Genomic DNA, 25,368 nt, shown 5'->3' on the forward strand with positions numbered 1-25,368 from the left:
CAAAAAGCCTGTCGATGCGATCGGAAGCAAGTGTCTTGCCAGTTTCCAATGGCCGCCATACGCCAATGATCTGGGCGCATATTGCAGAGGAGATTGCCCGAGAGTGTAAAGAAATCCGACAGGGCGCATGCCGGATGACTTGCTTTGGCGCGGAGCGCTCGGTGCTGGCGCAGGCGACGGCAGCTGCATGCCCACCCCCCTGCCGGCTGACCCTCGACAGCCCCCCGCAACGGGGAGGTCAGGTGCGTCGTGGAGCTCGCCCTCAGGGCGGCGTACTGCCCGCGGTGCCAGCGTGATCGGCAGCAGGTGAGATGCGGTTGCGGCCGGCCTGTTTGGCTGCGTACAGCTGCCTGTCGGCAGCGTCGAGGAGTTCGCCGGCAGTGTGCGCTGCACCGGCGACCGTTGAGGCCACCCCGAGGCTGATCGTCACTAGTTCACTGACGGTGGAGGCCGGGTGCTGAATCGCGAGCTGCGCGACCGCCTCCTGCAATGCTGCAGCCTTGCGCAGCGCACAGGGGAGGTCGCAGTCGGCGAGCAGGACGACAAACTCCTCACCGCCGTAACGGGCAACGAAGTCGTGCCCCCGCTTCGGCAGTGCCTGCAATGCCCCCGCAACGGCCTTCAGGCACTGGTCGCCGGCGATATGGCCGAGGTGGTCGTTGTAGGTCTTGAAGAAGTCGATGTCGAGCAGGATCAGGCTCAAAGGCATGTGGTGACGCTGGCTGCGCGCCCACTCGGCGTCGAGGTGCTGGTCGAAGTAACGCCGGTTGGCCACGCCGGTGAGGCCGTCAAGGTAAGCCAGCGCGCGCAGCTGGTCAGCCTGTGCCTTGAGGGTGAGATGGGTCCTGACGCGGGCCCGGACCACTGCCGGATTGACGGGCTTGGTGATGTAGTCCGCGCCCCCGGCTTCGAGGGCCAGGGATTCCGATTCGAAATCCTCTTCGGCAGTGACGAAGAGTACCGGAATGTCCGCAAGTGCCGGATTCTGCTTGAGGCGCTGGCAGACCTCCATGCCGCTGATGTCGGGCATGTTGAGGTCGAGCAGGATGAGATCCGGGCACAATCGTCCGGCTTGCGCGAGCGCCTGTTCTCCATTGCGCGCCATGAAGATCTCGTACTGATCGCGAAAGATCTCGTGCATGGTCTGAATGAAAAGCGGCTGGTCGTCGACGACCAGCAGCTTTGGCATGGCTGTCGGCGAGGAGTATTCGGCTCTCATCGGGATTGTCCGCCGTTGTGTACCTGGAGGTGGCTGCTGGCCTGCTGCGCGAACTGCAGCGCGCTATCAAAGTCCAGTGCCTGCAGGGCTTCATCGAGCCTTGCGGTGAGTTCCGGCGATACCTCGCGGAGTCCGTTCTGCACTGCGGCGAACGCGTCGGCAGCGCGCAGGTTGCCATCCTGAAGCAGGCGCACGAGTTCTGCGACGCCCTCGGCGAGTGAGGGCTGCGTGACCGTGGCGGGGGCACCCGCGTGCGTGCCCGCCGGTACTGCCACCGCCTCCGCGAGTGCGGCGGCGGCGGCGTTCCATGCCGCTTCCAGTGCAGCGGGCCAGTCGGCAGCGGGCCTCGCAGCGGGGGTGCTCTTCAGCCCCGCTTCGATGGCACGCGCACGGCTGGCAAGCTGCCCCAGCCCCAGTGTTGCTGCCAGCCCTTTGAGGGTGTGCAGTGCGGGGAGAACCTGAGCGGCCGCCGGTGTGCGCAGTGCGCGCACCAGGTGCGCGACCTCCTCGCCCTGCGTGCTGAGGAACTGTGCGGCCATCCGCGCGAGAAGGTCGCGCTTGCCGCCGCAGGCGCGCAGCGCCATATCAAGGTCGAAGACTGCGTCGGCCTCGGTGCCGGCAGTCGCCTCCGCGCCGGCCGGCACGGTCCCCTGCTGCGGAGCGTCATGCCTGCTGCCTGTGCAGTGGCGCAGCAGCAGATCGACCAGACGGTCGATCTCGAACGGTTTGCCGACATGGTCGTTCATGCCGGCGGCGAGCGCGGCCTGGCGGTCAGCAGGCAGGACATTGGCGGTCATGGCAATTACCGGCAGCGTTGCGCAGCCGGGCAGCGCGCGCAGTTGCCGGGTGGCTTCGAAGCCGTCGATGCCGGGCATCTGGATGTCCATCAGCACCGCATCGAAGCGCGCACTGCCGGTACGCAACAGTTCGAGCGCCTGGTAGCCGTCCGTCGCCATGACCACTGCGGCACCCTCGGCGGCGAGCAGTTCTCCGGCAACCTGACGGTTGATATCGTTGTCCTCGACCAGCAGGATGTTGGTGCCGTGCAGCCGCCTGTTTCCAGCCGGCGCGAAGGCATCTCCGCCGCCGTCGGCGCTGGTGCAGGCAGCGTGGGCGACCGTGGCGGCCAGCATCGTCGGCGTAACCGGCTTGAGCAGGTAGCCGTCGAGCGGGCAGTTGCCGCTCGTCAGCGCATCGTTGATGGCTTCGCGGCCGTGGGCGGTGACCATGACGATGAGCGGCGAGGTGCCGGGCAGGTCGAGCGTCCTGATGAGGTGGGCGGTCTGCAGTCCATCGAGTTGTGGCATCTGCCAGTCGAGGAGGATGCAGTCGAAGGCGAAGCCCCGTTGCGCGGCGACCTGCACCCTGTCGATGGCGTCCGCGCCGTCGGCCGCACACTCCACCTGCCAGCCGAGCTGCTCGGCCATTGCCCGCAGCGTGGTGCGGGCAATGTCGTTGTCGTCGACAACGAGAACGCGCCGTGCGGCCGCCTTTACTGGCGGCGGGCGTGCGCCTTCGTCGGCGATCCTGAACTCCAGCGTAAAGGAGAAGCAGCTACCCTGGCCGGGGGAGCTGTCGACCTCCAGATTGCCCCCCATCAGGGTTACCAGACTGCGGCTGATGGCAAGCCCGAGGCCGCTGCCGCCATACTTGCGGCTGGTGGAGGAGTCGGCCTGGGTAAAGCCGCTGAAGATGGTTTCGAGCTTGTCCGCAGGAATGCCAATGCCGCTGTCGCGAACCTCGAAGCGGATCCTTGCCTTGCCCGGCGGCGCGCTGCCGGCGTCGTGCAGGGCGACGACTACGGCGCCGTGCTCGGTGAACTTGATCGCATTGCTGCCCAGGTTGAGCAGCACCTGCTGCAGCCGCAGGGCATCGCCATGGAGCGCCGCGGGCAGACCCGGGCCGACGTCGAATACCACCTCCAGGTCGCGGTGCTCGACTGCCCCGGAGAACACCACGGAGAGATAGCGCAGCACGTCCTCAAGCCTGAACGCCGCGTCCTCGAGTTCCATCCGGCCGGCTTCGACGCGGGAGAAGTCGAGTACATCGTTGAGGATGCCAAGCAGGCCGCGCGCCGCCACCTCGGCCTTCTGCGCATAGTCGCGCTGGCGCTGGTCCAGAGCCGTACGCTCCAGCAACTGCAGCAGGCCCAGGATGGCGTTCATCGGAGTGCGGATCTCGTGGCTCATGTTGGCAACGAAACGGCTCTTTGCCGCGCTCGCCTCCTCCGCTCGCTGGCGGGCGTCGACCAGTTCGGCCTCCGCCTGCTTGCGCGCGCTGATGTCCTGGTGAGTGCCACGCATCAGCAAGGGCTTGCCATCGGCGCTCCACTGCTGCACCTTGCCGCGGTCGAGCACCCACACCCAGTGACCATCGCGGTGGCGCATGCGCGCTTCGCACTCGTAATACTCGCTGCTGCCGTCGAAGCAGCGCTGCAGCGCTTCACCGCTGGCGGCAAGATCGTCGGGGTGGGTGAAGTGCTTCCAGGTCTCGATGCTGGTCGGTTGCAGTTCCTCGAGCGTATGGCCGACGATCTCTGCCCAGCGCTCGTTGAACACCGTATCGCCGCTCTGTACATGCCACTCCCAGGTGCCCACATGGGTGCCTTCGATGATGCCGGCGAGGCGGTCGCGCTCTTCATTGAGTGCGGCCTCGACATCCTTGAGCCGGCTCTGGTCGAACAGATAGCCGCGAATCTGCACCAGCGCGCCGCTGGCATCGCGGATCAGGCGGGTAAAGTCGTAGAGCCAGCGGTAATGGCCGTGCACATCACGTACGCGGTAGCTTTGCTCGTAGGTGTCGACACCGTTGGCGATATGGGCGGCGACCTCTGTGCCAATCCGGTCGCTGTCGTCGGGGTGGATGAGGTTCCCCCAGGGCAGGTGGCCAGTGGTGAACTGCGTTGCCTTGTAGCCCAGCACATCCTCGACGTTGGCGGAAATGCGTTCCACCGGCCAGCCTGCGCTGGGGGCCCAGGCCACCGAGAACACCGGGCCGGCGGAAAACAGGTCGCGCTCGGCGCGCAGCTCGGCGGCCAGCCCGTCGCTGGTGGCTTCGATCCTGCTCCGGTGGCGCTGGTACCAGGCCAATGGGCCAATGGTGACAAGGCACAGCGCTGCATAAAGGCTCAGCCCCAGTCGGGCGGACTCTCGCCATGGAGCGTCGATCTCATCGAGATCGCGCCCGCTGGCCACTACCAATGGCCAGTCGAGTCTGAGCCCGGGTGGGGAGACTGTGCGCAACGCCATCATCCGGTGTTCGCCGGTGGCGTGGACCCGCCCTTCGAGGACGCTGGCCTCCATCCCGCTGAGCTTGTGGCGGGTGAAGAAGGAGTCGGGTGTGTCCAGGCGCAGCCCCCCCATGCCCGGCCGGTCCGGAGCCATGATGACCTGGATGCCGTCACCGTGCGCGAGCGCGCTCCACATGTCCGGCGCGTAGTTCACCGACTCCAGCACGGTGGTAAAGAACGGTCCCTCCAGACTGGCCACCACAGTGCCCGCAAATACGCCGTCCGGGCCATTGAGGCGGCGCGCCAGGGCAACGATCCAGATGTCTTCCACCGCGGACTTGAAGGGGCGCGAGAGGAACAGGACCGCCGGGCGGTCATCGTGCTGCGGGGCGGTGAAGTACTCGCGTCCGGAGAAGTCGCCACCCCGCAATGCCTTGCGACTGCTCGCCTGCGTGTAACCCTGCGCATCCAGCCACATCAGCGAACGTACGCCGGGCATGACCGCATTGAGTGCTTCCATCCGCCGGTTGGCCTCGCCTCCTGGGTCCTTGCCGGTGAGCCAGACGGCGTGTTCGGTCTCCAGATGGCTCAGGACGTTGGCGATGGCCTGAAGTTGAGCGCTGATATTGACCGCAGCGACCCGCGCCTGGGTGGCCAGGCGGTCGCTCTCCTCGCTGCGGACGCGCTCGCGCTCGGTGAGGATGCTGGCCGTCACGGCGATCCCCGCGACGAACAGGATGAAGCCCAGCACCAGCCGTTCGGCCAGGTTCCGCCGCCGTCTTGAGCCGTGCTGCGTGGGCAGGTCGGGATTGCTGGCGCGCGGTGGAGCTGTGTCCATGAGCGATCCTGTGCTGTGAAGGCGGCAGGCCGCGGGTGCGCCGGTGGGCGGAGCGCAGGCCTCGGCGTGAGCTGTCGCGGCTATGTCTTTCGGCACATCTTAGCGGAAAAGTTCAAATGCACCGCGGGCACGGCTGCGCCATGCACGGAATATTGCACGACGCCGGTCACCCCGCCGGCAAGGCCTCGATGGCCGGGCGGGCGAAGAGGTAGCCCTGCTGGTAGCGGACGCCGAAGTCGAGCAGACAGTCGCGTTCGTCGGTGGTCTCCACCCCCTCGCCGATGAGGGTGATGCCGAGGCGTTCGGCGGTCAGCGCAATGCCGGCGACGATGGCCTGGCGGGCGGGGTTGGCGTCGATGTCGCGGATCAGCTCCATGTCCAGTTTCAGCACGTGGGGCTGGAACTTCGCCAGCAGGTTGAGGCCGGCGTAGCCGGCGCCGAAGTCGTCGATGGCGGTGATGAAGCCGCGCTTGCGGTAGTCCGAGAAGATGCGGATCAGGTGCTCGCCGTCGCTGACCTGTTCGCCCTCGGTGACCTCGAACATCAGCCGCTGCGAGGGGAAGCCGAAGCGCTCGCAGGCCTCCAGGGTGGAGCGGATGCAGCTCTCCGGGCGATAGATGGCATTGGGCAGGAAGTTGATCGACAGCCGCGTGCCGTTGATCGCGCCCAGGCCCAGCCCGGCGGCGAGCTCGATGGCCTTTACCCGGCAGGCCTGGTCGAAGCGGTAGCGGTTGTCGTCATTGACCTGGGCGAGCACGCTCGCCGCGCCTTCGCCCGCGGGGCCGCGCACCAGCGCCTCGTAGGCGAAGGGGGCGCCGCCGAGCAGGTCGACGATGGGCTGGAAGGCCATGGTGAACTCGAAACCCAGGGCCGCGGCATTGCGGCACTGGTCGCATCCGGCGGGTTCGAAAGGTTGCGGGAAACGGGTGCTCATCGCGGGTGCTCTGGAGTGTGCTGCGGTTGACGATATCACGCCCGCAAACCTCGTCAGCGCGCCGTTTGCCTTCCCCTGCGAATGGGTTTAGCCTTGAGTCGGGCGCTGCTGGCGCGTATGTCATAACCTGCGATAACGGAGTCGATCATGGCTGCAACAAGCGAACAGAACCACGCCGCAAAGGAAAAGCTGGTAGCGGATTTCAAGGCCGTGGTTGCCGATACCGAAGAGCTGCTCAAGCTCACCGCCGGGCAGGCCGGTGACAAGCTCAGCGATGTGCGCGGACGCCTCTCCGAGCGCCTCGTCGGCGCCAAGGAGCGCCTTGCCGACGCCGAGCACGCGCTGCGCGAAAATGCCCGCAAGGTGGCCCACGCCACCGACGACTACGTGCATGCCCACCCCTGGCAGTCGGTCGGCATCGCTGCCGGTGTCGCCTTCCTCCTCGGCCTGCTCTCCGGCCGGCGCTGAACGCGGCGATGAGCGAAGAACGGAAACCGCGCCTGGCCGACAGCCTGCGCGGCTTCCTGGATAGCGGGCTGGCCACCGCGCAGACCCGTCTGGAACTGCTTGCGGTGGAGTTCCAGGAAGAGAAGCTGCGCCTCTCCGGGCTGCTCTTCAACCTTGCCCTGAGCGCCATCCTGCTCGGTTTCGGGGTGGTCTTCCTGGCGCTTTTCCTCACCGTGCTGTTCTGGGAAGGGCACCGCCTGCTGGTCCTCGGTCTCGCCACCGTGGCGCTGATCGGCGGCGGCCTGTTCGCCGCCTCCAATGCCGCCCGCGAAATCCGCCGCGGCAGCCGCCTTTTTGCCGCCAGCCTTGCCGAGCTGGCGCGCGACCGCGAAGCACTGCGGCGCAAATGAACGCCAGGGTAATCGAGCTCGCGCTGCGCAAGCAGCGCCTGCAGATTCAGGCCGAAGGTCAGCGTGCCGACATGCTGCGGCGGCTGGAGGGTTTCGAGTCCGCGCTGGATGTTGCCGACGGCGTGCGCGAGAACCTGCGCTGGGCGAGCCAGCACACCCCGGCGCTGTCGGCCGGGGCGGTGCTGTTCGTGTTGTGGAAGCCCCGGCTCGTGCTGCGTCTGGCCAAGCGCGCCTGGCTGGGCTGGATGCTGTACCGCAAGGTCGGGCGCGCCGCGGCCCCCGCCCTGGCGGCGGCCGCTGGTCTGCTCAGTCGCTGGCGCGCTGCGCGGGCAGGATGAAGTTCAGCAGGATCGCCGCGATCCCGCACAGACTCACGCCCTGCAGGGTGAAGCCATCGAGGTTGAGCGCCAGGCCGCCGATGCCGAACACCAGGATGCACGAGACGATCACCAGATTGCGCGGTTCGTCCATGTTCACCTTGCCCTTGATCAGGGTCTTCAGCCCCACGCTGGCCACCGAGCCGAACAGCAGCATCATGATGCCGCCCATCACCGGCACCGGGATGGACTGCAGGAAGGCGTTGAACTTGCCGACGAAGGCCATCGCAATGGCGAACACCGCCGCCCAGGTCATCACCGCCGGATTGAAGTTGCGGGTCAGGGTCACCGCGCCGGTGACTTCCGAGTAAGTGGTGATCGGCGGCCCGCCCACGGAGCCGGCGAACAGCACGCCGAGGCCGTCGCCCGCCAGGGTGCGGTGCAGGCCGGGGCTCTCGGTGTAGTCCTTGCCGGTGACCCCGCCGATGGCGACCACGTCGCCGACGTGCTCGATGGCCGGGGCCAGTGCCACCGGCAGCATGAACAGGATCGCTGCCCATTCAAAGCTCGGTGCCACGAAGCTCGGCATGGCCAGCCAGGGTGCGGCGCCGACCTTGGAGAAATCCACCAGCCCGAAGGCCGCGGCGGCCATGTAGCCGGCCGCCACGCCGGCGAGGATGGGCACCAGCTTGAGGAAGCCGCGCGCCAGCACCGCAACGGCCACCGTAGTACCGAGGGAGATTGCCGCAACGATCAGTGCGGTACCGTAGGGCACCAGTTCGACGCTGCCGTCACCGCTGCGCCCCATCGACATGTTGACCGCCACCGAGGCCAGCGACAGGCCGATGATCATGATGATCGGGCCGATCACCACCGGCGGCATGAAGCGGTGGACGACCTGGGCGCCGTGTTTCCATACCAGCCCGGCAAAGGCGAAGTACACCAGGCTGACGCAGGCCAGCGCGCCCATCGTGGCGGACATCCCCCAGGTGTGCATGCTGTAGATGATGGGGGCGATGAAGGCGAAGCTGGAGCCGAGGAAGATCGGCACCTGACGGCGGGTGACGAGCTGGAACAGCAGGGTGCCGACGCCGGCACCGAGCAGCGCCATGCTGGGATTGAGCCCGGTGAGCAGGGGCACCAGCACCAGCGCCCCGAAGGCCACGAAAAGGATCTGGCCGCCGGCCACCGCCTGGCGCCACGGCGGTTCCCCGCCCTGGATCGGTAGTTCTCGCATGCGTGTTCTCCGTTCGCCCGGCAGGGCGGAATGTATTTGCTGTTATGGGTGCTGCGGGTGCTGCGGGTGCTGCAGGGACTGCGTGCCGCGTTCAGTTGTGCTTGGTGCCGAAGATCTTGTCGCCGGCGTCGCCGAGGCCGGGGATGATGTAGCCAATGTCGTTGAGGTGGCTGTCGATGCTGGCGGTGAAGATGTCCACGTCCGGATGCTGCTCGGCCATCAGGCGGATGCCCTCCGGGGCGGCCACCAGCACCAGCGCGCGGATCTGCGCGCAGCCCTTGCGCTTGAGCATGTCGCAGGTTGCCGCCAGCGAGCCGCCGGTGGCCAGCATCGGGTCGATGATCAGCGCCATGCGCTCGCTCAGCTCGCCGACGAACTTCTCGAAGTAGGGCGCCGGCTGCAGGGTTTCCTCGTTGCGGGCAATGCCCACCACGCTCACCTTGGCGCTCGGGATCATGTCCAGCACGCCGTCGAGCATGCCCAGGCCGGCGCGCAGGATGGGTACCACGGTGACCTTCTTGCCCTTGATCTGCTCGATCTCCACCGGCCCAGCCCAGCCCGCGATGGTGACCTTTTCGAGCGGGAAATCCTTGCAGGCCTCATAGGCCAGCAGGCGGGCGAGTTCGGCGGTGAGCTCGCGGAATTTCTTGGTGCTGATCTCGCCTTCGCGCATCAGGCCGATCTTGTGGCGGACGAGAGGGTGGTCGATTTGCTGGATGGGCATGATGGAGCGGTCCGATGGCGGCGCAAATGGCGCAAGTCTACCCTGCGTCGGCGATGGCGTCGTGTGCGTCTTGCAGCCTGCCCTGTGCATCATTGCAGTTCAGGCGCTGCTGGTTGGCGAGGATGCGTTCGATGAGCGGCTGGGCGTGTTGACGGCTGGCCAGTTCCAGGGCCTGGTCGAGCCAGGCGCGCGCCGTTGCGCACTGCTTGTCGCCATGTATCAGCAGCAGCGCTTCTGCACGCAGACGCAGGAGTTCGGCAACGTAATACTGCTCGGCGAGCTCTTCGGCAGTCAGCAAGGCACGCTCAATCAGGGTCAGGGCTTGTTGGGGATGCCCCATGGCAAGTTGCGCTTCGGCGCATATCGACAACACGGTGACGCCACCGCCGCGGTAGGCCTCATGGACGGTGGCGCTGCCTTGTTCGAGAGCGCTGCCGGCGAGGGCGCCTTGGTGGACCTGTGCCCAGGCCTCGATCAAGGTGCCGACGCCGATCCACAGCGTGAAGCCGTAGCGTTCAGCCAGTGAACGGACCATCCGCGCATAGCGCTCCGCACCGGTAGGGTTACCGCGAAAGCGCTCGAAGAGTGCCGAGAAGGAGAGTGCAAAGCAGTGCGAATGCTCATTGCCGCAAGCGGCGCCGAGACGGCGTGCGTTGGCGAGGGTGCTTGTGGCCTCCGTCTGCTCACCGAGAAACCACAGCGTAAGGCCGAGAAAGGACTGACCGGTCACGGCGACGTCGTCGCCGCCGTGCCATGAGCGCCCGCCGAACCAGTTGCGCTCTGTTGCGGGTGCGCGCTCGGCGAGTTGATGCAGGCGGACCAAGGCGTCGCGGCTGGTCGCGAAGTTGCCCCGCCAGAAGTTGGAATTGCCCAGGGCGAAGAGCGCGAACATGCGCTCGCTGTTGTTGGTGGCACTGTCATGCAGTAGTTGAGCGGTTTCGAGGCCGCGGGCGTGTTCGCAGTGGGAACTGTCGCTCTGGTAGAGGCGCGCGAGCGCCATGAAGCGGCCGGTGCTGTCGTCACTGCGGACAGCGATGTCGAGTGCGCGCTCCATGAGCTTGCGGGCGGTAAGTGAGCCAAAGCCCTCGGAGAGGATGAGGGCGTCGCCGAGATCGAACATCAACGCCATCGTTGTTGCGGTAGAGGTCAGTTCCGGGTGGCTCTCGGCGATCTGCAAGGCGTTACGATAGTGCGCGACGGCGTCGGTGGCAGCTTGCCTGCGAGCGGCGAGTCGTCCGGCCTTGTCCCACCAGAACAGGCCCTGGCGGAGATCGCCCCCGGAGGTGGCTTGCCAGGCCACAACTTCTGGTCGTTTCTCGGCGACGCCTGGAAACACGGCAGTGAGCACAGTGGCAACGCGCAGGTGCAACGCGGTGCGGCGAACGCGGGTCATCGACTGGTAGGCGGCGTCGCGTATCAGCGCGTGGGTGAAGCGGTAATTGCCGTCACCCTCCGCGACCAGCAGCTGGTTGTGCTCCAGGCGTTCAAGCGCAGGGGAGAGGTCGGCGTGGTTGCCCAGAGCTTCTGCGAGGATGTCGATCTCAAAGCGCTGACCGAGCACTGCTGCTGCGCGCAGGACGTGTGCGTCGGCACCGATGCGGTCGATACGTTCGCGCAGGACGGCCTGAAGGGTGTATGGAATGTCCTCGAAGGCACCATCATGGCCTCGTTCTCCAGCCAGTGTTGCCAGTTCGTGCAGGTAAAGCGGGATGCCTCCTGCCCGCCGAATCAGCTCATCGCGAGCTTGGGCGTCGAGCGCCGCGGTCGCCGGCAATGCCTGCAGGAGCGTGTGTGCGAGGCCATCGTCGAGCGGGCCAAGGCGGATGCAGGAGGCTTGGGAGACGTGTCCACGTACCGGGAGCTCCTCGCGGGTGGCGACGAGGGTCATGATGGGCAGTCTGGCGAGCGCCAGTCGATCAATCAGTTCCAGCGTGGTTGCATCCGCCCAGTGTGCATCCTCCAGCGCCAGCACCACAGGCTGCTGGCTGCTGAGGTCGTTGAACATCTCTATGAGCAGGCGAAACAAGGCCTCCTTGTTGTGCATCGCCTCGCCGTCGCAGTCGATCAGGTCGACAATCAGCGGAAAGGCCGTCCCCACCTTGTCGGGCCACTCGCGCTGAAGGTAGTCGAGCAACTTCTGGCGACGCGCTGCGCGAGGATCATCCGGGCCAATTCCGCTGCGTTCCTCGATCATGCCTCCAAGGGGGGCGAGCGGAGAAAGGCGCAACTCCGGGCGGCAGATGAATGCGCGCAGTGCTCCGCCATTGCTGAGTGCGTGGCGAAAAAAATGCGCCAACAGTGTCGACTTGCCAATTCCGGCTTCGCCGCTGATGACCACCGTGCGGCCATTGCCGGCCTTGGTTTCGCTCCAGTGCGCGAGCAGATGGGTCATCTCTGCGCCGCGCCCGAGCATGATGGACCGGTCGGCGCTGACCGGCGACGGTGTGATGCCGGTCACGCGATAGACTGCGCCGCTGTGGGTGGCGTTCAGCGGCTGGTAAGAGAAGCGCTCGCCGGTGACTGCGGTCATGTGCTCGCTGATCACGGTATCGCCGCCAAGGGCAAGGAGGCGCAACTGACTGGCTGTCTCACTCAGTTCGCCGAGCTCATCCGGCGTTTCACCGCTGATCGTCCGTCCCCAGTGCAGCCCGATCCGCACCTGCGCCTGCGCGCCAAAGCGGCGGTGTAACGCGAGGGCTGCGCGAACGGCGTCGGCGGGTGCCGAATCACGCGCGACCGGCCAGCCAAAGTAGGCGATCAGGCTCTGCCCGGGGGCGCTGACCGCATGGCCGCCGTACGCGGTGAGGCATTCAATCACATCCCTGCGGAGGTTGCGGTGGTGCAAAACACCATCTTCCGGATCCGCACACGGCGCAATGCACTCGCAGCACAGCACGGCAAGGCTGCGGTATTCATCCGTGCCTGGGTGGTGTTGGCTTGGCGCCGATGCAAGAGGGCGTTCATCGGCACGCGCTGCCCTCAGCGTGCCTTCGGCTATGCTCTTCTGCAGCAGGGCTGTTTCAGTGTCCGGTGGCACGCCGAGTTCACGCTGCATCAGGCTCGCGAAGGTCTCGAACTGGCGGAGGGCGCGTTCGCGTAGGCCGTGCTGTGCATAGGCCCGCATCAGGCGACGCTGATTGAGTTCATCCAGCGGATCCAGAGTTTCCAGGCGGCGGCCGAGATCAAGCGCGTCGTCCATGCGCCCCGCTTCCAGTGAGCAGTCGGCGAGGCGATGGAGGGCGTCGATGCTGCGCTGGCGGAAGAAGCTGCGTTGCCGATCGAGCCATTCAGCGAAGGCCTCGCAACCTGGCAGGGAAAAGCCAGCAAGCAACTCCTGCCCCAGGCCGTCGGTGAGACTGCGCTCGTCGGGATTAAGGGAGCACTGCGAACCGATGCATTTGCGGCAGATCTGAACGGGGGCCGCATCGAGGAGATGTACATCGATCCACAGTGCCGGATGCTGGTCCAGTGCCACGCTGTGGCGGGTGACCTGCAGGCCCGGCGAGCGCACTCCGGCGGTTGACAGCAAGTGGCCCAGATTGCCGAGCACCTGGCGCAGGTTGGCCTTGCCCGCATCTGCTGGCAGCTGCGGCCAGAGGAGATCGGCGAGGTGCTCGCGGCTGTGTGCCGCCCTGTTTTCGATAGCCAGGTAAGCCAGCAGGGCCAGCGTCCGGCGGTACTTCATTGTCGGGCCGAGGTCGTGTTCGCCCCGGCGAATGCGGGCGGGCCCCAAGAGCTGGATGCGCAACTGCTGAGATGGTGCGGCGTTGTGCTCAGCAGGGCTCATGAATGCGGGGATCTGTCGCTGGAGAGGTATCGGGCCCTTGGGCCGGGAAGGTGCGCTCCCGACCGTCACTGCGGCGGAGAAGGTAAAAATCTGCAAAGCGGCTGCCGATTATAGGTCAGCGCAAAGCAATCCATCCGCTGGTTTTTTGCCCAGAGCGCGAACCATTACCCATGCCGGCAGAACTTCCCATCCGCGCAGAGGAAGCGTCGAAAGCCGAATGCCCCGTACAGGCGCGCCCTGCAGCCTGTCGATCGATCAGCGCGACAGGCGCAGATAGCCGGTCATCAGTGGGGCCTGGGCTTCGTCAGTGCCCGGCTGAGCGGCGCTCCAGGGCTGGCTTGCCGCCGCCACGGAGGCTGCATGGGCATCTTCGCGCAGGCGCCCGAAGCGGGCATCGATGCGTCCGTCGAACTGGTTGTCGAGCATGCTGGCCAGTGCCGGGGTAAGGCCGATGAGCTCCATCACGTTGCGATTGCGCACGAGGTAGCTGCCCGGCGTTGCGGCGGGCTCGGACCACTGCCGCGCTGTCAGGCAAACCTGCAACTGCCGGGGATTGCCGGCAGCATCGAGATAGACGGCGAGATCCTCGCTGCCTTCGGCGCGACCGTTCGGCAGGGTGATGCCTGCAGCCTGCATCGCGCCACGCAGGGCAAGTCCGCACAGTGGCGTGTCGAGGGCACCATTCACCAGTCCGGTGGGATCGGCAGCGGGGTCGCCGGGTACCTGGCCGGTGCCGTTGAAATAGGTGTCATAGGCCAGTGCCCAGCCCTGGACGAACTCTGTGGCGAGGCGCTGGTTGGCAGCTCCACGCTGCACGTCACGGCCGATCGTGACCGCTGCGAGAATGATGCCGATGATCACCAGCACGACGGAGAGTTCGACCAGGGTGAAGCCGCCATGGCGGGTGGTCTGGGGAGATCGGCGAAAGTGGCTGGAGTTCATGGGGCGATAGTCAGGAAGGCAATCAGGGAATGAGCCCGACGGGCTGGTCGAACAGGCCGGCTGCGTGTACTGCAGTGGCGTTGGTGCGGATGCTGTCGCGCAGTGCTGCGGCAGGAGCCAGGTAGGTCTGCGCTTCACCTGCGACGCGTTCGGCCTCGGCAAGCGCGATTCCGGCGGCAATCGGGCTGCCGAACGAAGCCACAATTGCCGCCGCGTTGGAAATCGCCGCCAAGGATGCGGCGGTGATCAGCGCTGGGCCCAGGGTACCCAGGCTGATCAGGGTCTGGGCGATCTTGTTGGTCATGTCACCGGAGCTCTTGGCGGCACCGCCTGCGGCGATCAGCGGGGCGGCCGCTGCGCTGGCCATCTTGGCTTTGGCGACGTCGTGCAGGATGTCGAGCTGGGTAGCGTAGTCGACCCAGCTTTGCGCCAGCATCGCCGCCGATGCAGCGTGGTTGGGGTGGGCGTGGGCAGCGCTGGCAACGGTTTCGCTGCAGGACAGTCTTCCCCACAGGACGTCGAAGTCCGCCGCCACCACGCGGTCGCTGTAGCTGGCGTCGAGGGCGCGTGTCGGGGCCTCGAAAATGGCATCGGCTGCACCGTGGATGCCGTCGAAGGGGTTGCCGTCGCCGTCGCCATCCCGGTGCATGCTGTGGGCCAGTGCGAAGGCCACCGGCGCGGTGTTGCCATTGCTGTGCCGCACCCGCAAACGGTTTGCATCGGGCGCCAGGCTGGCCGCGCGCAGGGCCGCGCAGAGATCGAGGCCGCGTCCGCTGGCGATGGGTGGCAGATAGCTCGCCAGCAGTGCGCTGCCATGCAAGGTCAACGTGCTCTGCCGCGGTGTTGGTGTGCTCAGACTCACCGCGCCGTGATAAACACCGTAACGCAATTCGCCTCCGCTTCCTGCCGTCATGCCGACGGCCCGCCAGGGCAGGCGGCCGACCTCCGTACCGCAGTTCTCATTGCCGTCGCCGGTGGTATCCGGGCAGGGCAGGCGGTCATGCGCGAAAATGAAGCCAAGCACGGCCGCGTGGGCCTCGCCGAGCGCGCGTTCGGCGCTCTCGCGGTCGCGGTCGGCCACCTGCCGGGCAGAGAGCTGCACGGCCAGAAGTGCGAAGACACCGATGACGGCCAGCATTACTGCCAGCTCAACGAGTGTCAAACCTCTCTGGCGATGTTTCATTGCAGCCCTCCATGGTCGAGTCGGCGCGCGCGCGCCAGCGAGGCAGCGGCCTGCAGGGCCGCCCGCTGGCGATAGGCGGTTGCCGCGCTATGCTGGCTGCTGGCTTTTGCCAGCGCTTCGATGGCGTTGTCCAGGCTGATCCCCGCGAAAACAGTGTTGGTAGTGGCGGCGCCGACCGCAATCACAGCGGCAGCCGCCGCAGGTGCGGCTGAGCCAACGGCGCTGATGGAAACTGAGATAGCGGTCAGCGAGGTGGCGGTAGCCATTACCAGGTCGATGGACGCGACGGTGACGTCGGCAATTGCCATCTCGCGATTCATGCTGCGAACCTCCACACCGAAGGCGCGAAACGTCTCGTATGCCAGCGCCACCTGGTAGTGGTCGTGGTCTGCCCAGGCGGTGCGATGTGCTGCGTGCGCGGCGGCGAGTTTCTCGACGCACCCCAGGCGCGCCGCCAGGGTGGTGAAACCGAGGCCACGGGTGTGGTCATCGTAAATGGGCGAGTGCGCCAGCGTTGGATCGGTAAAAGTCGAGGCGCTGCGGTTGTCACCGTCGAAGAGGTTGCCGTCGTTGTCGGCATCGAGGCTGCCCGGGTGGGCCACGGCGAAGGCCAGCGGCGCGCCGCTGCTGAAACTGATTGCCGCTGCGCCCGGTTCTCGCGCGGCGCTGCGCAGGCCGGCGCAGAAATCCAGGCCGTTGACGATGGTGCCGGTGGTGCCATCGGGCCAGCGCGGAGTGTGGCGCGCCACCGCAGCGGCGAGGTCTCCGGCCCCCGCGGTCTGGCGACTGACTCCATAGCGCAGGCGATCCGGCAGGACGATGCCCAGGGTGCGCACGGGCAGCCAGCCCACTTGTTCGGTAGTGCCACACTCCTCCACGCCGTCGCCGTTGACATCCGGGCAGGGCAGTCTTCCGTGCAGCCGTGCAAAACCAGTGAGGGCGAGTTCGGCGCGTTCGAGCTGGGTGTGTGCCGCACCGCTGTTGACGGCCGCATCGCCGATCAGCGGTAACAACCGCCATACGCCGAGGCCGATGGTGCCGATGATGGCCAGGACCACCGCCATCTCGATCAGCGAGAAACCGGAATGGGGGTGCCTGCGGAGCGCAGATGATGTCTGGAGGTGATGGTGGGTCATGGTGAGACAAGGAGTCTGAGGGGTCCGGTACCACGTTGGTCTGCTGCACGCAGGACGTTCAGTGCGCCACTCCAGATTGCCGTGCCGCCGCCGCTGGTGCCATCTGGGTTGGCTATTGCCGCAGCGACCTGATCGTAGGCCTCTGCCATCTGCTGTGCGGCCTGCTCCAGCGCATTCGCGTTGGCACTGCGTTCGTTGGCCAGGTACTGAGCACCGCGTGCGTCGCGGTAGGCATCGTAGTAGTGGCTGTGAATCACCGATCCCAGGCTGGGGATGACAGCGTTGGCTGCAGTGATCGCGGCATTGGTTGCACCGCGGGCATTGTTGGTCGCCGTGATGGCGTTCTGCCAACTGGTGTAGGCGATGTTGCGTGCCTCCAGTGCGGTGTCACGCTCCCGTTCGAGACGGCTCGCAGCGTCGCTCTTGGCGGTGTCGCCAGGGTCGTCATTGGCGCGCGCGCGGGCCTCCTCTGCGAACGCTCTCTTGCTGTTGTACTCGTTGTTTGCCGCTTGGTAGCGCCCCTCGGCGAGACCCTGCTGCAGTTCGGCTTCGACCAACTCACGTGCCCGTGCAGTGGAGGTGTCGATGAGCGTGCGGACGGAGTTCCTGAGTGCCTCGTCTTCAATGCCATTGGCAAATGAAATGAGCTCGTTGTAACGGGAATTCTGTGTTTCCCACAAGGCGTTGGCCTGTTCGCTCGCAGCATTGGCCTCGTTGCGCGCGGCGGTTGCATCCGCACGGGCCTGGTCGCGTTGGGCGCGCAGGTCGTCAAGTGCGGCCCCCAGATCGATGCCGGTGGAATCGACTTCTGCGCCCGCACGAACCGCGGCCGCAATGGAGAGGCCCAGAGCGACGGTCATCGGTACGATCGCGACAAGGTTGAGTGCCAGCGCAGTGGCGCCAAAGCCGATTGCCAGACCTGCCGAGAAGACGGCAGCCGTGAGTGCGGGAATGGCGGCGCAGCCGACCAGCACCACGCATGAGGCGATTGCTGCGGTGAGCGCTGCCGATGCGGTGGCCAGGGTGGCAATGGCGGTGGCGATCAGATAGCCCGACAGTGCGGCCTTGACGATCAGCACGCCAATCTTCACCCCGGCCATTGCCGCGCCGATGGCAGCGCTCCGGGTGGTGGCAGCCTTCATGCTATCCACTTCGTCAACCACTTCCACCATCAGCGACAGTCCGTTCAGTGACGCCATCGCGGCGGCGCAGCCCAGTGCATCGGACAGTTCACCGAGGGTGCGTATGCGCACGGTGTCGCCATAGTCGTCGTCGGGCGTGCGCGCGGGGAGCTCCATGGCAGGGCTGGCGTCCGCATTGCTGCCCCCGAAGCTGCCGCTCAGCCCTCGCCCGGCGCCGCTGGCGGCGAGCGCATAGGCAACATTGGCAGGCTGTCCCGTGCTCAGCACATGTGCGGCAGCGGCGGTGCTGTCGGCGTTGAGTGCCGAGGCAAGACGGAAGCAGAAATCCACTCCGCTGATGTTGCCCAGCGCGCGCCGTGAGACGAGAGCTCCCGTGTCATTGCCGGAGATCGGCTCGAAGGTGTTGCTAGGGCCGTCCCCTTGGTCGAGTTCTCCGCCCTGCCGATAGACGGCGTAACGCAGCCGGATCGGACCGAGGACCGGGGCGCTGTCGGCTAATCCGACGGTACTGACCGGCAGCCAGCCCTTCTGCGCCCCGCCCGCGCAGTCCTCCACCCCGTCACCGTCCACGTCCGGGCAGGGCAGGCGGCCGCGGGTGGCGGCAAAGGCGATGACACGATGGTCTGCCCATTCGAGGAGGGCGCGGTTGTCGTCGGCGCGGCGCAGGGCCTGCGATGCCTCGTTGATCACGAAGCCGGCGACCAGCAGTCCTGCCACGGCCCCGAGCAGCAGCAGGGTGTCCCACAGGGTGAGGCCGCTCTGGCGCTTCCTGGCTGACAGAGGTGCTAAGGGGTGGGTCGCGTTGATCATCTGGGTTGCCCCTCACATCATCGGCGCGGTGACCGCCTGGCGTACGAGGTCGTACACCGGCAGCAGCAGGGCGACCACCATGAGCAGGAAGATTGCCCCGGCGAAGAGGATCACCGCTGGCTTGATGATCTCGGCGAGGGATTCGATGACATGGTCGAGGCGGGCACGGTACTCGCCAGCAAGATGGCGCAACTGGGCGTCCAGTGAGCCGGTCTCCTCACCTACCGAGATCATCCGCACCGCCATCGCCGGGAAGTCACCCACCTGGCGCATTGCCGCCGCCAGCCGCTCGCCGCGCTCGACAACGCGTTTCACCTCGGTGATCTTGCGGCGGTAGAACTCGTCACCGATGGAGCGTTCGAGTACCGCCAGGCTGCGCACCATGTCGAGGCCGGCGGCGATCAGCAGTGCCAGGTGCTCGGTGATGAAGGCCATGCCTGAGGAGCGGACGATCACCCGGGCTATCGGCAGGCGATGGGCGAGGGCGAACAGGCTATGGCGGAAGCGTCCGCTCTCCCGGATCGCCAGCCAGATCAGGATTGCAAGGCCCACGGTCAACCACAGCGCAAGGGAGAGATGGCTGCTCAACCACTCCGAGAGTGCCATCACCGCCACGGTGATGGGCGGCAACTCCACCCGCATCTGCAGGAACAGGCCGCTCAGATGCGGAATGACGTAGAGGATCCAGAACAGCGCGGCGCCGATGATGGCCGAGAACACGAAAGCAGGGTAGATCAGTGCGCGTTTGGCATCGCGCGACATGGTACCGAGGCGCTCGATATGATCGGCGGCTTCCATCAGCATGCGATCCATGGCGCCCGTTTCGTCGCCGATGGTGATGAGGTTGCGCACCGTTTCCGGGAAGAGATCGGGATGGCGATTGAAGGCCTCGCTCACCGAGGCGCCGGCGTCGAGGTCGTCGAGCAGGGCACGGGCAATGCCGGCAATGCGCTTCTGCCCGGCGAAGCGGCTCTCCTCGGTGATTGCCGTCAGTGCTTCGAGCATTGGCACGCCAGCCCTGCTCATGATGGCAAGGTCGCGCAGGAATCCGCCCAGGTCCTCCGGGCGCAGCGGTTGGCGAAGGAGGCCGCCGCGCACGTCGCCGAGAAATCCGGGCAGGCGATGGAGTGCCAGCACCACCCCGCCGTGCCGCCGCTCCAGCCACAGGCGGGCAGAGAAGTCGCGCTCCACCGCCAGGCGCAGAAGGCCGCTGCGCACACGACCTTCATCGTTCAGAACGCGGTAGTAGTAAGTGTTCACGTATGCTCTCCGTGCGGTCCCTCGCCCACTACCCGGCGCACTTCTTCGGGTGTCGTGCGGCCCTGTGCAACCATCCACCTGGCCATCTCGATCATCGGACGGAAGCCGTTTTCGAAGGCAAGGCGATGAATGGCTTCACGCCCGCAGCCATCGGCGATGGCGTGTGCCATCGCCTGTTCGACGAGCAGGATCTCGTAGGCCGGCAGGCGCCCGAGATAGCCGGTGCCGCGGCAGGTGTCGCAGCCGCGGCCGCGTTTCGGTGTGGCATCGGGGTAATCGGCGAGCCAGGCGGCGGTCGCCGCGTCGGGAGCCGCCGCGGTGCTGCACACCGGGCAGTTGCGCCGTACCAGACGTTGGTTGATTACCGCGACCAGGTTATCGGCAATCGACTGGGCGTCCAGTCCGAGTGGGCGCAGGCGCGGGACGACGCCGAAAACGCTGGAAACGTGCAGGGTGGACAGCACCAGGTGGCCGGTCGCTGCCGACTCGATTGCCGCCTGAGCAGTTTCGCCGTCGCGGATCTCGCCGATCAGCATCACGTCCGGGTCATGGCGCAGGAAGTGGCGCAGAGCGGTACCGAACTCATAACCGGCACGCCTGTTGACCTCCGTCTGCCCAGCACCCGGGACGCGGTACTCGATCGGGTCCTCCACCGTCAGGACGTTGCGTTCGATGAGTGACTGCAGGCGCAGCGCGGCGTGCAGGGTTGTGCTCTTGCCCGATCCGGTGGGGCCGGTGACCAGCACCAGGCCCGCCGGACGATCGAAGACGCGTTTGAGAATGCTCACGTCCTCGACACGGAAGCCGAGCTGGGCCAGGCCGGTGAGGTCGCTGCGCTCGGGCAGCAGGCGCAGCACCATGCGCTCGCCGTGCTCGGTGACGATCGTCGACACGCGCACGGTATAGGGCATGTCGAGCACGGTGGTCTGAAAGCTGCCGTCCTGCGGGCGGCGCTGCTCGGAGATGTCCATCTCAGCGGTAAGCTTCACGAACACCATGGTGCGTGCGAGCATCGCGGGCATGGCCAGCATTGGCCGTAACACCCCGTCGATGCGCAGCAGGACGTGGAGGCTGGTGGCCGACGGCGTGATGTGGACATCGGTGGCGCGTTCGCGCACCGCCAAGTGGAGGAGCAGGTCGAGCAGGCGTTCCGGACTGTAGGCGTGGTCGATGTCCTCGCCGAGCACCTTCACTTCGCGGCGGATCAGATCTTCGACCGGGTTCTGCGCGAAGTAATAGCTCTGCCTGGTGAGCTGTGCGACGCGGGTGAACTCTCCCTGAACGAAGTGGCAGGGCAGGCCGCAGCGCTGGTTGACGAGCTCGGCGATGGCAACCGGATCGCCGTCGCCGAGCAGCACCTGAATGCCGCGGCTGGAACGCTGCAGCGGCAGGAAACCGCGGCTCAGGCAAAGCTCGTTGTTGAACAGCGCGAGCACTGCCGGATCGGGAGCGGGGAGGTCATCCGCATGGACGAATTCAGTGTGGCGCTGCTCCGCCAGAACCTTGGCAACGTCGTACTCCAGGGCCAGTCCATGCTGCACCAGCAGACTGCCCAGGCGCTGCCCTTCGACAGCCTGCTTCTGCAGCGCATAGGCCAGCTGTACGGGACTGAGCAGGCCTGCATCGCGCAACAGGTCGCCGAGACGGCTGGCCGGGTTGGCGGACGACCGCAGGGCCGGGGCGGGAGAAGTCGGGCTATCCATTCTGTTGATCCAGCTTGCTGGTGAAATGTCGTTTTGCCGCACGGGTCAGCATGTAAAGCGTCGCGGGATCGGCAAAGCCGGTCGGCGGCAGGCCGTCGGCGGTTTGAAAGCTGGCAATGGCGCGGCTGGTCTGAATGCCGATGACGCCGTCCAGCTCGCCGTGGTAATGACCCAGCGTGGCGAGTGCGCGCTGCAGGCGCAGCGCCCCATCACTGCGCTTGCCGTAAGTGAGGGGCCGATCCTCGGGCCAGTCGTGCGTCCACAGCGCGTGACGTTCGTCGACCAGGCACACGGCAGGGTCGTCCTGCGCACCTGCTGCCAGCGTCGGTGGCAAGACCAGCAGGTCGACGGCTGGATCGGCTGCGGCAAGCGCGCTGGCAAGGTCGACGGCAGCGAGCGGGCCTCCCGCCTTACGCCACGACTGATCGAGCCTGGCCTGCAGGCAGGGCGGCAGGCGTTCGTCCGGTGCAGAGGCCGTACTTGCCGCGCTGCTCGATGGCGGCGTGTCGGCAGCCATTTCGTGCCCGGGCGCGAGCGCCGTGGCGCCAAGGGCGGTCACCGCAGAGGCCGCCAGTGCGGCATATGCGGCCTTGCGTCGCCAGCCCGCGGACGCGCGCAAGGGGGCCAGATGCCCTTCCTGCAGGCCCGATTCGCGCGCTGCCGCGCTGACCAGTGCGGCATCGACGGTACGTACGTGCCGAGCCACCAGTCCGTACAGGCAGCGGTCAAGCACGATGTGCATGCGCCGGGGGTTGCCGCGGGTGTGCTGGAAAAGGCAGTGGTGCGCGGCCTCGGTCACTGTGATGCGCCCCGCAGCGCCGGCAAAGCTGAGGCGGTGGTCGACGTATCGCATCGCCTCCTGAGGCCCCAGAGGTTGCAGTCGCACGTGCTTGACGATACGGCTGGTGAGCTGGCGAATCTCTCGCCGCTCAAGCGTGTCGACCAACTCCGGCTGGGCGATCAACACGATCTGCACGAGCTTCTCCTGGCCTGTTTCCAGATTGGTCAGCAGGCGCACCAGCTCCAGGCTTTCCATGCAGAGGTTCTGGGCGTCGTCGATGAGAATGGCCGTGGTGTGGCCTTCCTGCTGGCGCGCCAGCAGGAAGGCATTCAGTCCTGCTAGGTTGGCGCCGAAGTCGTCGCTGCCAGGCAGCCCCAGGTCGCGGTTGATCTCGCGCAGCAACTCGCGTTCGCGCAGGAAGGTGTTGAGCACCAGTGCAACGGCACATCCCTGCGCTTCAAGGGTGGCGATCATGCGTCTGGCCAATGTGCTCTTGCCCAGACCGACCTCTCCGGTGACGACCACGAAGCCCTTGCGTTCGAGCACGCAATGCACGGCCTCGGCCAGCTCGCCTTCGAGCAGGTCGGTGTGAAAGTAGGCCTCCGCATCCGGAGTGGTCGGGAACGGATGGCGGCTCAGCCCCAGCAGCTGGAGGTGGGCAGCGGGTGGTCGCAGCGCCATTACTGCCTCTGCATCGCCTGTCGGTAGTGACGGAGCAGCTCGGAGTCCGGGTTACGGACGCGCAAGCCTTCGATGATCGCGCGCGCATCGTCGTGACGGCCCGCGTCCCACGCCAGAATGGCCGCATTGACGCCGGCGTTCTCGTCGCCGGGCAGGCGGTGCAGGATCTCGCCATACAGCAGGCGGGCCTGCCCGGCGTCACCGGCGGCCATCGCATGCCAGGCGCGCAGGCGCAGCAGGGTGATGCTCTCGGGGCGCAGCTCGCGGCCCAGCCGGGCCAGTGCCTCGGCAGCGGCGCCGAGCTCCTCACGCCCCATCGCGGCGTTGAACTCAGCCACGCCCGCGGCAATGCGCGCTTCCTGTGCGCTGTTGTCGACCACTGCCGTTCTCGCCGCGGGGGTCGGCGCCGCTGCGGTCGGCCGTACGAAAACCGCCGGGATACTGGCGCGGGGGCTGGCCTCCGCCGGCTGAGGCGGCGCCTCCGGTGCCGCCGGTTCCGCTGCAGGGGGTGCCGCATCCGGAGTGACCAGGGGGGAGATGGCCGGTGTCGGCAGTGCGGCAGCTGGCGGTGCCAGGACTGCCGGTTGATCAGCAGGGGCCATGGCCATCGTCGCGGGCGCTTCCGCAATGTCGAGCGGGGCGGGTACTGCGACCGATGCCGGAAATGCGCCTGCCGCTAAAGCGGGTGGGGGTGTCACGGCTGCCGTGACGGCGGCGTCGCCATTGTCGAGCAGCGCCCAGGCGGCCGCTCCGGCGGCGCCCGCCAGAGCCACGCCGAAGAGCGCAGGCGCAGCGAAGCGTCGCCGTGGTGGCGTGGCGACGGCTGCTGCATCGACCTTCCCCGCAGGTTTGTCGATTTCGCGCAAGGCAGAGTAGATCATGCTCATAGCACATGCACCCGCAGGATCATGATCATCTCGCGGCTCTTGTGCGAATCGCTCTCCTGGCCGAACAGTTTGCCCAGCCCGGGCACGTCGGCTGCCCCGGGAATGCCGCGGTTGCGCGCACTCGTTTGCTGATCGATGAGTCCGCCAAGCAGCACCGTGTCACCGTCGCGTACGCTCAGGGTGGTGGTCATGCCCTTGAAGTTGACCACCGGGAGGGTCACCTTGCTGCTGCCGTCGGTGGTCTTGGCGACTTCGACGAGCGCCAGACTGCCGGGCTCGACATCGGTCTGCATCGGATGGACCAGCAGCTCGACAGTGCCGTCCTCGCGAATGAAGGGCACCACGCCGACCACGACGCCGGCGAACAGCGCGTCGGTCTCAACGTCGGCGGAGGCGGTCGTTGCCCCGCCGCCGGGGTTGGTGACGGTGACCGTCGAGCGCGACACATAGCGCGTGTTGGTACCTACGCTGAGCATCGCCGGAGTACCGTTGCGTGCGCGGATGCTGGGGTTGGAGAGCACCCTCACCGCACCGAAGCTGCGCAGCATGTTGATGGCCATCGCAAAGGAATCGTTGCCCAGCAGGATGCCGCCGGCACTGCCGCTATTGCTGCCGCCGGCCGATAGCGAGGGCAGGGTGATCTGCTGCGGCAGCGGCAGGCGCGAGTTGTTGGGGAAGGCAGGCGCCGTCATGTTGCCGAGCTCGATGGAGCCGCTGCCGAAGGTCGCGGCAACCGAGCGGCGCAGCAGGTTCCAGTCCACGCCGAACTCGAAGCCGTCGGCGAGCTCGACGTCGAGCAACTGTGCTTCGATCAGCACCTGCCGGCCAAGGACGCTCTTGTAGCGCTGCACGATGCGCTCCACCGAGCGCACTTGTGATGGACGCGCCCTCACGTAGAGCGTGCCGGTGGTCGGGTTGAGGGCGTAGCGCGGGCTCAGTTCCGGGTTGCGAGGCGTACCCGTACTTCCTTCGCTGCCGTCGCCGATGATGCGTTCAAGCGCTATTTCGAGCTGCTGGAACACGCCGGTGTCGTCGCCCGAACGTCCATCCAGGGAGAAGTTGCCGCGCAGCGCGTCCGCGCCTCCACCCCCGCCGCCGCCGCTGCTTTGATTGGAGCCGAAGACGTTGCCCCCCGAAGCGATGTTGACGCTCATGCGGGTGTTGAGGAAATCGAGGTCGAAAACCTGCTCCTGCATCAGCCCGACCTGGAGGGTGCTGCCACGGACTTCGCCATGCAGGTCGAAGACATCGAGGATGCTGCGGAACACCTCGCGCGCGGAAACGTTGTTGAGGTGCAGGTTGGCGCGCTTGTTGATGGCGACGACCTGAGGGTCCATCAGCAGGTTCATGCCCAGTTGATCGGCCATGGTCCACAGCAACTGGCCGACGTCGGCCTCGTACATGCGGATCGACACCACGCGGTTTTCCAGGGCATCGTAGGCCGGCGGGAGCGGGGCGAGCGCCGGCAAGGGCTGCACGCGTTCGACGCGTTCGCGCAGTTGGTCGTGATTGGCGGCCAGCTTGCGCGACTCTTCGGCGACCTGGCGGCTCATTTGTTCGAGCGTCTCACGGTCGACCTCGCCCATGTTCTGGACGCTCTGCCTGGGTCCCTTGGCCGCGCAGCCGCTGAGCACCGAGGCTGCCAGGCAGAGAAGCAGCAGTTTGCGCATGCCGCCCTGATGGACGTGCCCGTGCGCAGGG

18 protein-coding genes are annotated in these 25,368 nt (G+C 66.7%); 3 read left to right on the forward strand and 15 right to left on the reverse strand.

The features are described 5' to 3' along the window. Window positions 1-262 precede the first annotated feature (262 nt). The 3 genes from C8261_RS02705 to C8261_RS02715 all read right to left on the reverse strand — a co-directional run bounded on the left by C8261_RS02705 (window position 263) and on the right by C8261_RS02715 (window position 6,220). Window positions 263-1,189, reverse strand: a complete 927-nt coding sequence (locus tag C8261_RS02705; RefSeq protein ID WP_235864814.1) for a diguanylate cyclase — start codon at window positions 1,187-1,189, stop codon at window positions 263-265. 26 nt (window positions 1,190-1,215) lie between these two features. Continuing rightward, complete coding sequence (locus C8261_RS02710; RefSeq protein WP_107492126.1) at window positions 1,216-5,286, reverse strand: response regulator; 4,071 nt, start codon at window positions 5,284-5,286, stop codon at window positions 1,216-1,218. A gap of 166 nt (window positions 5,287-5,452) precedes the next feature. Continuing rightward, the gene (locus C8261_RS02715) at window positions 5,453-6,220 is read right to left on the reverse strand and encodes an EAL domain-containing protein (protein ID WP_107492127.1); all 768 of its coding nucleotides are present in this window, start codon (window positions 6,218-6,220) and stop codon (window positions 5,453-5,455) included. 147 nt (window positions 6,221-6,367) lie between these two features. Here C8261_RS02715 and C8261_RS02720 point away from each other — a divergent pair, with 147 nt between their 5' ends. From C8261_RS02720 to C8261_RS02730, 3 genes are read left to right on the forward strand one after another with little or no spacing between them, the layout of a single operon-like run. Further along, window positions 6,368-6,688 (forward strand): DUF883 family protein, encoded by a 321-nt coding sequence (locus tag C8261_RS02720; protein WP_107492128.1) that lies wholly within the window; start codon window positions 6,368-6,370, stop codon window positions 6,686-6,688. Between the two features lie 8 nt (window positions 6,689-6,696). Continuing rightward, window positions 6,697-7,077, forward strand: a complete 381-nt coding sequence (locus C8261_RS02725; protein WP_107492129.1) for a phage holin family protein — start codon at window positions 6,697-6,699, stop codon at window positions 7,075-7,077. Beyond that, on the forward strand, window positions 7,074-7,415 hold the full coding sequence (locus C8261_RS02730) for a YqjK-like family protein (protein ID WP_107492130.1): 342 nt from the start codon (window positions 7,074-7,076) through the stop codon (window positions 7,413-7,415). The genes C8261_RS02725 and C8261_RS02730 overlap by 4 nt, the downstream gene beginning before the upstream one ends. Here C8261_RS02730 and C8261_RS02735 read toward each other — a convergent pair. The 12 genes from C8261_RS02735 to mshL form a co-directional block, all read right to left on the reverse strand. Beyond that, a complete protein-coding gene (locus tag C8261_RS02735) occupies window positions 7,384-8,631 on the reverse strand; it encodes a uracil-xanthine permease family protein (protein ID WP_107492131.1) in 1,248 nt (415 codons plus the stop codon). The genes C8261_RS02730 and C8261_RS02735 overlap by 32 nt on opposite strands. Window positions 8,632-8,722: 91 nt before the next feature. Next, window positions 8,723-9,355, reverse strand: coding sequence for a uracil phosphoribosyltransferase (gene upp / locus C8261_RS02740; RefSeq protein WP_107492132.1), 633 nt, complete (start codon window positions 9,353-9,355; stop codon window positions 8,723-8,725). Between the two features lie 37 nt (window positions 9,356-9,392). Next, complete coding sequence (locus C8261_RS02745) at window positions 9,393-13,142, reverse strand: AAA family ATPase (RefSeq protein ID WP_107492133.1); 3,750 nt, start codon at window positions 13,140-13,142, stop codon at window positions 9,393-9,395. A gap of 255 nt (window positions 13,143-13,397) precedes the next feature. Further along, window positions 13,398-14,084: a type II secretion system protein gene (locus C8261_RS02750; RefSeq protein ID WP_107492134.1), complete on the reverse strand. Its 687-nt coding sequence runs from the start codon at window positions 14,082-14,084 to the stop codon at window positions 13,398-13,400. Between the two features lie 22 nt (window positions 14,085-14,106). Beyond that, window positions 14,107-15,222 (reverse strand): hypothetical protein, encoded by a 1,116-nt coding sequence (locus C8261_RS02755; RefSeq protein ID WP_107492135.1) that lies wholly within the window; start codon window positions 15,220-15,222, stop codon window positions 14,107-14,109. Window positions 15,223-15,263: 41 nt separating this feature from the next. Next, entirely contained in the window at window positions 15,264-16,403 is a 1,140-nt protein-coding gene (locus C8261_RS02760; protein ID WP_107492136.1) for a type II secretion system protein, read from the reverse strand. Continuing rightward, window positions 16,400-18,355: a hypothetical protein gene (locus C8261_RS02765; protein ID WP_107492137.1), complete on the reverse strand. Its 1,956-nt coding sequence runs from the start codon at window positions 18,353-18,355 to the stop codon at window positions 16,400-16,402. The genes C8261_RS02760 and C8261_RS02765 overlap by 4 nt, the downstream gene beginning before the upstream one ends. A 12-nt stretch (window positions 18,356-18,367) precedes the next feature. Beyond that, window positions 18,368-19,615, reverse strand: coding sequence for a type II secretion system F family protein (locus C8261_RS02770; RefSeq protein WP_107492138.1), 1,248 nt, complete (start codon window positions 19,613-19,615; stop codon window positions 18,368-18,370). Then, window positions 19,612-21,318, reverse strand: coding sequence for a GspE/PulE family protein (locus tag C8261_RS02775; protein WP_219905118.1), 1,707 nt, complete (start codon window positions 21,316-21,318; stop codon window positions 19,612-19,614). Before C8261_RS02775 ends, C8261_RS02770 begins: the two co-directional genes overlap by 4 nt. Beyond that, window positions 21,311-22,780 (reverse strand): ExeA family protein, encoded by a 1,470-nt coding sequence (locus tag C8261_RS02780; RefSeq protein ID WP_107492139.1) that lies wholly within the window; start codon window positions 22,778-22,780, stop codon window positions 21,311-21,313. Before C8261_RS02780 ends, C8261_RS02775 begins: the two co-directional genes overlap by 8 nt. Beyond that, on the reverse strand, window positions 22,780-23,661 hold the full coding sequence (locus C8261_RS02785; protein ID WP_181358825.1) for a tetratricopeptide repeat protein: 882 nt from the start codon (window positions 23,659-23,661) through the stop codon (window positions 22,780-22,782). The genes C8261_RS02780 and C8261_RS02785 overlap by 1 nt, the downstream gene beginning before the upstream one ends. A 2-nt stretch (window positions 23,662-23,663) precedes the next feature. Continuing rightward, a complete protein-coding gene (gene mshL, locus C8261_RS02790) occupies window positions 23,664-25,337 on the reverse strand; it encodes a pilus (MSHA type) biogenesis protein MshL (RefSeq protein ID WP_107492357.1) in 1,674 nt (557 codons plus the stop codon). Window positions 25,338-25,368 lie beyond the last annotated feature (31 nt).

The sequence above is a fragment of the Pseudothauera lacus genome (genome assembly GCF_003034845.1).
In the GTDB taxonomy this organism is placed as follows: Bacteria; Pseudomonadota; Gammaproteobacteria; order Burkholderiales; family Rhodocyclaceae; genus Pseudothauera; species Pseudothauera lacus.